Source organism: Methylobacterium sp. WL120, assembly GCF_008039465.1.
GTDB classification, from domain to species: Bacteria; Pseudomonadota; Alphaproteobacteria; order Rhizobiales; family Beijerinckiaceae; genus Methylobacterium; species Methylobacterium cerastii.
Genome location: NZ_VRUT01000038.1, coordinates 23,163 through 32,694 on the forward strand (window position 1 = coordinate 23,163; position 9,532 = coordinate 32,694).

A 9,532-nucleotide genomic window follows, 5' to 3' on the forward strand; every position below is an offset into this window, starting at 1 on the left:
GGTCGAACGCTCCCGCCCTAGTGATCCCTCGCGTGGAGGGATCGAAGACCGAGGTGCTCGTCGGCAAATGGACGTTGTGCTGCAGATCATCAAGCTCCTCGCCCGGCTTCCGCTGGCGTGGCGGCGGCGTGCGCTGCGGGCGCTCTGGCGGGTGGCGCTGCCCTTCCGCAAGTCGGTCGGGTTCGGCCTCGAGCCGGTGGTGGCCAGGTACCTGAAGCTCGGCACGCGCGAGGCGCGCCACCTCGCGCGCGAGCACGACTACCAGGACGTGCTGCTGATCATGGAGTGGCATGCCAGCATCCGGCGCAACCAGCGCCAGCTCGCCCACGATGTGCGCAACACCCGCGTCAGCGACCCGGCCCTCGTCGAGCGCATCGCCGCCAGCGGCGACGTCGTGATCCTCGCCGCGATCCACATGGGCGTGTTCCCGATCGGCATCACCTACGTCGTGTGGAAGTACTTCGCCGGCCGCCGCCTGCTCGTCCTCCGGGCGCGGGACGACCTCGAGGAGAACAACGTCGCGATGGACCGCTTGCGCGAGGTCGCGAGCGAGTTCCGCATCCTCAACACCCGCAACGAGGCCGACTTCGTCGACGCGATGCGCTTCGCCCGCAAGGGCGCCGTGGTCGTCTCGCTGCTCGACCTGCCCGAGACCTACGGCTCGCCCGCCGACACGACGCTGTTCGGCGAGCCCGCCGCGATCGCCCTCGGGCTCGACGCGATGGCGCGCATGCTGAAGGCGGTGGTGCTGCCGATGACCGTGCACTCGCTGCCGACGCGGGACGACATCGTCTTCGGCCAGCCCTTCGAGGTGTCGCAGACCTCAGCGGAGGAGCGGCGCACCATCGCCCGCGCCGTCGGCCGCCAGATCGAGCGGTTCGTCTCCATCGCTCCGGAGCAGTGGCACATGTGGACCCGCAGCCACGAATTCTATCCCGATCGCGTCCGCATGCGGACGCCGCCCGCCGTCGGCGCGGCGCAGGAGGTCGATGCCCATGTCGGTGCCTGATCTGTTCTCGCGCCTGCTCGGGCGGCGGCGGCCCAAGCCTCCGGGCATGATGGGCCGGTTCGAGGTGACCGGCCTGCACGAGCTGTCCTCGACCATCGAGTTCCGGCGCGACACCGCCTCGAACCTCCTGGTGCTGTTCTTCGTCGTGCTGGCGGCGTTCCTGATGGCGGCGATGTGGTTCGGCTCCTTCGCCAAGCAGGAGACGATGCGCGGCATCGTGCTCGGCTCGAAGGGCAGCCAGCGCCTCGCGGCCATCGTCGACGGCACCGTGAGCAAGGTCTGGGTCGCCCAGGGCGACAAGGTCGTCGTCGGCCAGCGCATCCTCACGATCATGCCGCAGCAGAGCGCGGCCGGCGCCAAGCCCCTGTCCGAGACCGAGCTGCAGTCGCTGACCGAGCAGCGCCAGACCATCCGCCGCCAGATCGCCGAGCTCGAGGCGTCGATGGCCAACGACGCCAACGACCTCGCCGCGATGGGCAGCAACGTCGCAAAGATCAACGAGAACCTGCAGCGGCAGGAGGGTGTGCTCAACGCCGCGATGACCGCGCAGGACGGCACGATCCGCAAGCTGCAGGCCTACCTCAAGCTCGGCGACGTGACCCGCGACGTGGTGATCGCGCAGGAGCGCATCCGGCAGGACTACACCCGCCAGCTCCTCGACGTCCGCCTGCAGGTGTCGCAGCTCGCCTCGAGCCAGATCGAGCGCCGCCGCACGGTGCAGCAGAACAAGATGGCCAACGCCAACGAGCGCGCCCAGCTCGGGCGGGCGCTGGCCGAGCTCGAATCGCGGATCGAGCGGGCGCGCTCCGCCATCTCCACGGACGTGATCGTCGGCATCGACGGCCGCATCGCGGCCCTCAACGTCCGCGAGGGATCCGACGTGCGGGTCGGCGACACGCTGGCCGCGCTCGGCGACCCGGACGCGACCTTCACCATCGGCCTGCAGGCGCCCTCGAAGACCATGGGCCTGCTCGCGATCGGGCAGCGCGTCGTGCTGAAGTACGACGCGTTCCCCTACAAGACCTTCGGGATCAAGCACGGTCGGATCATGGCGATCGGCCGGCAGCCGATGAGCATCCCGAAGGAGGACGACCCGGGCGCGATGCTCGACGTGTCGCTGGCCAAGGCCGGCCCGCGGCCGCCGCCGCAATCGAAGTACCTGATCGAAGTCGAGCCCGAGGACAGGACGATCGAGGCCTACGGCGCCGAGCGGCCGATCCTGGTCGGCTCGACGCTGAGCGCCGACGTGGTGGTCGAGCGCCGCCGCCTGATCGACTGGGTACTCGACCCAATCTTCGCGATGAGGGGACGAACATGAGCATGCCGTTCGTCTCCGACAAGCCGAAGGTGCGCACCCTGCTGCAGAACGAGCAGCAGGAATGCGGCCTCGCCTGCATGGCGATGGTGGCCAACGCCTACGGCCACAACGTCGACTTGCCGTACATGCGCTCGGTCCACCAGATCTTCAAAGGCGGCATGACCGTCGCCGAGCTCTACGGGCTCGCCGGCACCTTCGGCTTCGACGCGCGCGCGCTCGGCGTCGAGAACTCCGACGACCTCGTCGGCCTCAAGCTTCCGGCGATCCTGCACTGGGAGGGCCGCCACTACGTGGTGCTCGACCGGATCTCCCGCGGCAAGTACGTCATCCACGATCCGGCGGTCGGGCGGCGGGTGTTCTCCCGCGCCGACTTCGACAAGCACTTCTCAGGCGTCGCCCTCGAGTTCCAGCCGCGCGTCTCTCTGGAGAAGATCGTCTCGAAGGACGGGCTCTCCCTCTGGTCCATCATCACGGCGACCGGCGGGTTCCGGGCGACGTTCTGGAAGGTGCTCTCGGTCTCGATCGCGGTGGGCCTGCTGGCGCTCGCCTCGCCGATCCTGCTGCAGGTCTCCCTCGATTTCGTCCTGCCGCAATCGGACCTCGACCTGCTGGCGATCATCGCCGTCGGCCTCGGGGCGATGCTGATCTTCGAGGCGGTCGGCAACTGGTTGCGCGACATGCTGATCCTGCGCGCCTCGATCGGCATGCAGCTGCAGTTCTCGCGCTCGGTCGTCGGCCACGGCCTGCGCCTGCCGCTGCGCTACTTCGAGGCCCGGCATCCCGGCGACTTCGTCACCCGGCTGAACTCGGTCGACCAGGTCAAGGCCTTCGCCGCCGACGGCATGGTCCGGTCGCTGGCCGACACCAGCGTGTCGGTGATCTCGGTCGCGCTGATGTTCTACTATTCGGTCGGCATGACCATGATGGTGCTGGCGACCCTGGCGCTGGCGATCGGCATGCGCACGCTGTTCCTGCGGCGCACCCGCGAGGCCACCACGGAGGCGCTGACGGCGAAGACCGACGAGGTCTCGACGCTGCTCGACGGGCTCGACCGCATCCAGATCGTCAAGGCCCACAACGTGGCCGGCCGGATCGAGCAGCGCTGGTTCGAGAAGCTGTCGCGCTATGCCGGGCGCGACTTCATCTCCCGGCGCCTGCAGGTCGACACCCAGCTCGCCGTGCACATGGTCGTCATCGTCGGCACCGTCGCCACGCTCTACGCGGGCGTCACCGCCGTGCTGCTCAACCAGATGACGATCGGCATGCTCTACGCGTTCTTCGCGCTGCGCGGCACGTTCTTCGCCATGGTCGACACGCTGACCACCAACCTCATGCATCTCACCGTGATCAAGTCGCACGTCCGCCGCCTGGAGGACGTGATCCAGAACGAGCCGGAGGCGTCGGCGAAGTCGACGGTGATCCGCAAGGCGATCCGCCGCGACATCGAGATCCAGGACGTGGCGATCTCCTTCGGCAGCGAAGAACGCCCGGTGGTGCGGGCGGCCAACCTGCGGATCGACGTGGAGGCCGGCGAGCACATCGCCATCGTCGGCGAATCCGGCTCCGGCAAGTCCTCGCTCCTCAAGGTCATCGCCAGCGTGGCGCAGCCGACGAGCGGATCGGTCCTCGTCGACGGGCAGTCGCTCAGCCGGTTCGGCGCGATGGAGTACCGCGCCAACCTCGGCGTCGTCTTCGCGGAGGACGGCCTGTTCACCGCGACGGTCGCCGAGAACGTCAGCCTGTTCGACCCGGACATGCCGATGGAGCGCATCCGTCAGGCGCTGTCGATCGTCGGCCTCGACGCGGAGATGGAGGCGCTCCCGCAGGGCATCGCGACCATCGTCGCCAACAACAACTCGCTGCTCTCGACCGGCCAGCGCCGCCGCGTGCTCGCCGCCCGCGCGATCTGCCGACAGCCGCGCCTGATGCTGTTCGACGAGATCACCGCCAACCTCGATGCGGCCACCGAGAAGGACCTGCTCGAGAGCCTGTGCCGGCTGCCCGGGGGCAAGATCTTCGTGACGCACAGCGACCGCGTCCTCGCCTACGTCGACCGCGCCTACCGCCTCGAAGGCGGCGTGCTGAAGCCGATGGACCTGTCGAACACGTCGGAGAGCCTGAAGATCGCCTGATCCGACGGCCATCGACGAAACAGCCAAGCATCCGAGAGTTTCGATCCGAGACCTTTGGCGATCTACGATTGCAAAATTTTGTAGATCCCTAACGTACGTAAAGGTCTGCCCAACCGAACGGTGGCATTCGTGACGGGCCGGAGTTGCGTTGTCACTCCGGTTGCACCTTCGCCGGGTCAATGTCCCCCGACCTTCCGGCGAAGGTGCATACCGTTCCGGTCGCGGCGAGGCTCCCCGGCCCGTCGCTCCGTCGCGGTCCCCGGATGCGGAGTGCCCTCGTGTCGGAGCCGGTGCCAGCACGCTTCCCGATCGACGAGGACGCCGCGGCGACCACGATCATCTGCGCGCTGCTGCTGGTCGAAGGCTTCTTCCTCCTTGCCTGCCTGCTCTACGTGTAGCGCTCCGGCCCGAGAGCCTCTTCGGCGTCGATCGCGCACGGCGGGCGGTGACTCCGCGGGGAACGCTCCGCCAGTCCAACCCGCGCCTTCATCCTGAGGTGCCCGCGCCAGCGTGCCACGAAGGAGCCCTCGATGGATCGTGCGCAGACTTGAGGCTTTACTTCGAGGCTTCCGCTTCGCGTCCGCACCTCAGGATAAGGTGGTGGGTGGAATCGGTGGGATTCCGGACCAAGGATGCGTTCGTAACGCTTCGCTAACCAAGTCGATACGTCGAGCGAGCGCACGCTTTACATAGAACAAAACAGGAACAAAATACGGTCATCGAAACGGAGTGACCGACATGCTCAAGCGGATGGTTCTGGTCGGCGTCGCGGAGTTCATGGCCTTCGGGCTGCTCGCGGTCGCGGTGGCGGGGTGGGCGGTAGCCTTGGCGCCGATCCGTTGACGGCGGCTCACCGGCACAGGTTGCCGGCGCGCCCGTGCACTGGAGAATCGGTCGCAGGTCCGCGTCCCAAACGCCACATCGGCGGTGGATATCGGAGATCGGAGCGCGCCAGCCATCGACTCCTGCAGCCGAAGGACGGATTCCTGGGGCACCCGCACAAGGACCGTCATGGCGCGCCAGCTCAAGGAGGTCGGATTCGTCCACCTCCACGTCCACTCGTCCTATTCCCTGCTCGAAGGCGCCCTCAAGGTCGGCGACATCGTGAAGTCGGCGCTGGCCGACCATCAGCCGGCGCTCGCGCTCACCGACACCAACAACCTGTTCGGCGCGCTGGAGTTTTCCGAGAAGGCCGCCGGCGCCGGCATCCAGCCGATCGCCGGGATGCAGCTCTCGGTGGCGTTCGAGGCGATCGACCCGATGGCACGCGCCGCCAAGCCTCCCGGCAGCATCGTGGTGCTGGCCCAGGACGAGGTCGGCTACGGCAACCTGCTGCGGCTGGCGAGCCGCGCCTACTTTGACACCAACCTCGGCGACGCGCCCTGCGTGACCGCCGCCGCGCTCGCCGAGGCGTCGGACGGGCTGATCGCGCTCACCGGAGGCTTCACCGGGCCGGTCGACGCGGCCTTGCGCGCCAACCGCCTCGACCTCGCCGAGTCGCGCCTCGCGGCGCTGCGCGCGACGTTCGGCGAGAGCCGGCTCTACGTCGAGTTGCAGCGCCACGGCCTCGACGACGAGCGCCGGATCGAGGCCGAGCTGCTGCGCATGGCCGACCGCGACGGCCTCTCGATCGCCGCCGCCAACGAGCCGTTCTTCGGCAAGGCGGGCGATTACGACGCCCACGACGCCCTGCTCGCCATCGCCGACGGCCGCGTCGTCTCCGACGACCGCCGCCGCAAGCTCACCCGGCTGCACGGCTTCAAGACCCGCGCGGAGATGGCCGAGCTCTTCGCCGACCTGCCGGACGCCCTGCAGGCGACCGTCGAGATCGCGATGCGCTGCGCCGTCCGCGTCCGCACCCGCAAGCCGATCCTGCCGAACTTTTCCCGCGTCGCGGCGGGTGAGCCGGCCCCGATGCGGGACGCGCTGGCCGAGGCCGCGCCTGGCGTGCCGGCCGAGGTCGCCGCCGACGAGCCGACCGAGCTGCGGCGCCAGGCCGAGGCCGGCCTCGAGCTGCGCCTGCGGCAGCACGGGCCGTGCGAGGGCTTCACCGAGCAGAGCTACCGCGACCGCCTGGCGTTCGAGCTCGACGTGATCGTCGGGATGAAGTTCCCCGGCTACTTCCTGATCGTGTCCGACTTCATCAAGTGGGCCAAGGACCACGACATCCCCGTCGGCCCCGGCCGCGGCTCGGGCGCGGGCTCGCTCGTCGCCTACGCGCTCCTGATCACCGACCTCGACCCGCTGCGGTTCGGCCTGCTGTTCGAGCGCTTCCTCAACCCCGAGCGCGTCTCGATGCCGGACTTCGACATCGACTTCTGCGTCGAGGGGCGCGAGCGCGTGATCCAGTACGTGCAGGAGCGCTACGGCCACGAGCAGGTGGCGCAGATCATCACCTTCGGTACGCTACAGGCGCGCGGCGTGCTGCGCGACGTCGGCCGCGTGCTCGAGATGCCCTACGGGCAGGTCGACAAGCTCACCAAGCTCGTGCCGCAGAACCCGGCGAACCCGGTGACGCTGGTCCAGGCGATCGAGGGCGAGCCCAAGCTGCAGCAGGCGATGGAGGAGGAGCCGGTCGTCGCCCGGCTCATGGAGATCGCCAAGAAGCTCGAGGGCCTGCATCGCCACGCCTCGACCCACGCGGCCGGCGTCGTCATCGGCGACCGGCCCCTGGAGCAGCTGGTGCCGCTCTACCGCGACCCGAAGACCGGGATGCGCGTGACCCAGTTCAACATGAAGTGGGTCGAGGCCGCGGGGATGGTGAAGTTCGACTTTTTGGGCCTCAAGACGCTCACCATGCTGCGGTGCTGCACCGACCTGTTGGCGCAGCGCGGTGTGATCGTCGACCTCGCGGCACTGCCGCTGGACGACGAGAAGACCTACGCGCCGATGGGCCGTGGCGAGACGGTCGGCGTGTTCCAGGTGGAATCGGCCGGCATGCGAAAAGCGCTCTGCGAGATGCAGGCCGACCGCTTCGAGGACATCATCGCGCTGGTCGCCCTCTATCGGCCGGGCCCGATGGCCAACATCCCGGTCTATTGCGAGCGCAAGCTCGGGCGCGACGCCGGCAACGAGGCGACGTGGTATCCGCACCCTAAGCTGGAGCCGGCGCTGAAGGAGACCTTCGGCATCATCGTCTACCAAGAGCAGGTGATGGAGATCGCCAAGCTCCTGGCCGGCTACTCGCTCGGCGAGGCCGACATGCTCCGGCGCGCCATGGGCAAGAAGATCCGCGCGGAGATGGACGCCCAGCGCGAGCGCTTCGTGAAGGGCTGCATCGAGGGCGGGCTGACCAAGCCCAAGGCCAACGAGATCTTCGACCTGCTGGCGAAGTTCGCCGATTACGGCTTCAACAAGAGCCACGCGGCCGCCTACGCCCTGCTGACCTACCAGACCGCCTACCTGAAGGCGAACTATCCGGTCGAGTTCCTCGCCGCCGCGATGAACCTCGACATGGACAACACCGACAAGCTCGCCGAATTCCGGCAGGATGCGCAGCGCCTCAAGATCGTCGTCGAGCCGCCCTCGATCAACACGTCCGGCGTCACCTTCGAGGTGCATGAGGGCCGCATCCGCTACGCGCTGGCCGCGATCAAGGGCGTCGGCCGCGAGGCGGTGAAGTCGATCGTCGAGGCGCGCGGCGAGCGGCCGTTCGAGGACCTCGCCTGCCTCGCCCGCCGGCTCAACCCGCGCCACGTCAACAAGCGCACCCTGGAGAGCCTGGTGGCGGCCGGGGCCATGGACGGCATCGAGCCGGATCGCGCCCGGGCGTGCGCCGCGGTCGAGCCGATGATGAAGCTCGCCCAGGGCGCGGCCGAGGCGGAGACCGCCGGCATCAGTGACATGTTCGGCGGCGTCACCTCCACCGACGTGAGCCTGCGCATCCCGGCCTACGAGGGCTGGCCGATGGCCGAGAAACTGAAGCGCGAATACGAGGCGATCGGCTTCTTCGTCTCGGGCCATCCCCTCGACGAGTATCAGGACCTGCTGGGCAAGCTCCGGGTGCAGAGCTGGGCGGAGTTCTGCCGCTCGGTCCGCGCCGGCACGTCGAGCGTCGGCAAAGTCGCCGCCTCGGTGCTCGATCGCTCGGAGCGCCGCACCAAGACCGGGAACAAGCTCGGCATCGTCACGCTCTCGGACCAGACCGGGCATTTCGAGGCGATCATCTTCTCCGAAGGCCTCGGGCATTACCGCGAGATCCTGGAGCCGGGCCAGCCGCTGGTGCTGCAGCTCCAGGCCAACCTCGAAGGCGAGGACGTGCGCGCGCGGATCCTGGCCGCCGAACCCCTCGACGCGGCGGTGGCCCGTTACCAGAAGGGCATGCGGATCTACCTGCGCGACGAGGGTCCGATCGGCGCCGTGCAGCAGCGCCTCGCCATGCGCGGGGAGGGCGAGGTCTCGCTCATCCTGCTCCTCGACGGCGGCGGGCGCGAGGTCGAGATCAAGCTGCGCGACAAGTACCAGGCCACCCCGCAGATCGCCGGGATGCTGCGGGCGGTGCCCGGCGTGGTGCAGGTCGAGGTGAACTGAACCGCGCCGCCACTGGCGTCGCGTTCACGATCTGCAAACCACGTTCGACGGGAATCGCCCGGACACCCGGCCGGGGTGCGCTGGCGCAACTTCGTCAAAACCAAGCGATCCTACACAGCCTCGCTTAACCAAGCGGGACAGGGTCGATGCGGACGAAGGTGGTGCTGGCGCTGACGGTGGTCGTCTACCTGACGACGGGCCGGGCTCCGGGCTTGCGCGAGCTGCGCAACCCGGATGCGGAGCATGGCGGCGGGCGCGTCACCATCGCGCTCAAGCGCACCTGGGTCTGAGGAGGCGCCGCGACGCTCGACGTTGGTCGGAACGAAAAAAGGGCTCCTCCCATCCGCCGCGGCGGCATGGGAGGAGCCCTTTTTGCTGCGCGGGCTTCGCGAACGAAGCCCGCGCCGACGTCGATGTCAGTACTTGCGGACGAGGGGGGTCGGCGCGGGGGCCGGGGCTGCGACCGAGTAGAGCGGCGCGATCAGGCGGATGAAGCCGTCGGTGGAGTAGTTGTCGCGGGTGCGGCCGTCGAAGGTGGCGTAG

At 68.7% G+C, this 9,532-nt stretch carries 5 protein-coding genes and 1 pseudogene; 5 read left to right on the plus strand and 1 reads right to left on the minus strand.

Going from position 1 to position 9,532, the window contains the following annotated elements:
* Positions 1 to 67 precede the first annotated feature (67 nt).
* The 5 genes from FV229_RS09775 to FV229_RS27340 all read left to right on the plus strand — a co-directional run bounded on the left by FV229_RS09775 (position 68) and on the right by FV229_RS27340 (position 9,279).
* On the plus strand, positions 68 to 1,009 hold the full coding sequence (locus FV229_RS09775; protein ID WP_147751775.1) for a hypothetical protein: 942 nt from the start codon (positions 68 to 70) through the stop codon (positions 1,007 to 1,009).
* Positions 996 to 2,327 (plus strand): HlyD family efflux transporter periplasmic adaptor subunit, encoded by a 1,332-nt coding sequence (locus FV229_RS09780; protein ID WP_187275109.1) that lies wholly within the window; start codon positions 996 to 998, stop codon positions 2,325 to 2,327. Before FV229_RS09775 ends, FV229_RS09780 begins: the two co-directional genes overlap by 14 nt.
* Entirely contained in the window at positions 2,324 to 4,459 is a 2,136-nt protein-coding gene (locus FV229_RS09785; protein ID WP_147751777.1) for a peptidase domain-containing ABC transporter, read from the plus strand. The genes FV229_RS09780 and FV229_RS09785 overlap by 4 nt, the downstream gene beginning before the upstream one ends.
* Before the next feature lie 1,011 nt (positions 4,460 to 5,470).
* The gene (dnaE, locus tag FV229_RS09790; protein ID WP_147751778.1) at positions 5,471 to 8,989 is read left to right on the plus strand and encodes a DNA polymerase III subunit alpha; all 3,519 of its coding nucleotides are present in this window, start codon (positions 5,471 to 5,473) and stop codon (positions 8,987 to 8,989) included.
* Positions 8,990 to 9,135: 146 nt separating this feature from the next.
* Positions 9,136 to 9,279 (plus strand): hypothetical protein, encoded by a 144-nt coding sequence (locus FV229_RS27340; RefSeq protein WP_187275110.1) that lies wholly within the window; start codon positions 9,136 to 9,138, stop codon positions 9,277 to 9,279.
* A gap of 126 nt (positions 9,280 to 9,405) precedes the next feature.
* Here the strand turns inward: FV229_RS27340 and FV229_RS28010 are convergent.
* Positions 9,406 to 9,532, minus strand: a pseudogene (locus FV229_RS28010) (transporter); the annotation flags it as partial.

What these genes read in the sequence shown, in the direction of transcription:
- FV229_RS09785 (WP_147751777.1), top strand. Translation starts at nt 2,324, where the DNA reads ATGAGCATGCCGTTCGTCTCCGACAAGCCGAAGGTGCGCACCCTGCTG.
- FV229_RS09775 (WP_147751775.1), top strand. Translation starts at nt 68, where the DNA reads ATGGACGTTGTGCTGCAGATCATCAAGCTCCTCGCCCGGCTTCCGCTG.
- dnaE (WP_147751778.1), top strand. Translation starts at nt 5,471, where the DNA reads ATGGCGCGCCAGCTCAAGGAGGTCGGATTCGTCCACCTCCACGTCCAC.
- FV229_RS09780 (WP_187275109.1), top strand. Translation starts at nt 996, where the DNA reads ATGTCGGTGCCTGATCTGTTCTCGCGCCTGCTCGGGCGGCGGCGGCCC.
- FV229_RS27340 (WP_187275110.1), top strand. Translation starts at nt 9,136, where the DNA reads ATGCGGACGAAGGTGGTGCTGGCGCTGACGGTGGTCGTCTACCTGACG.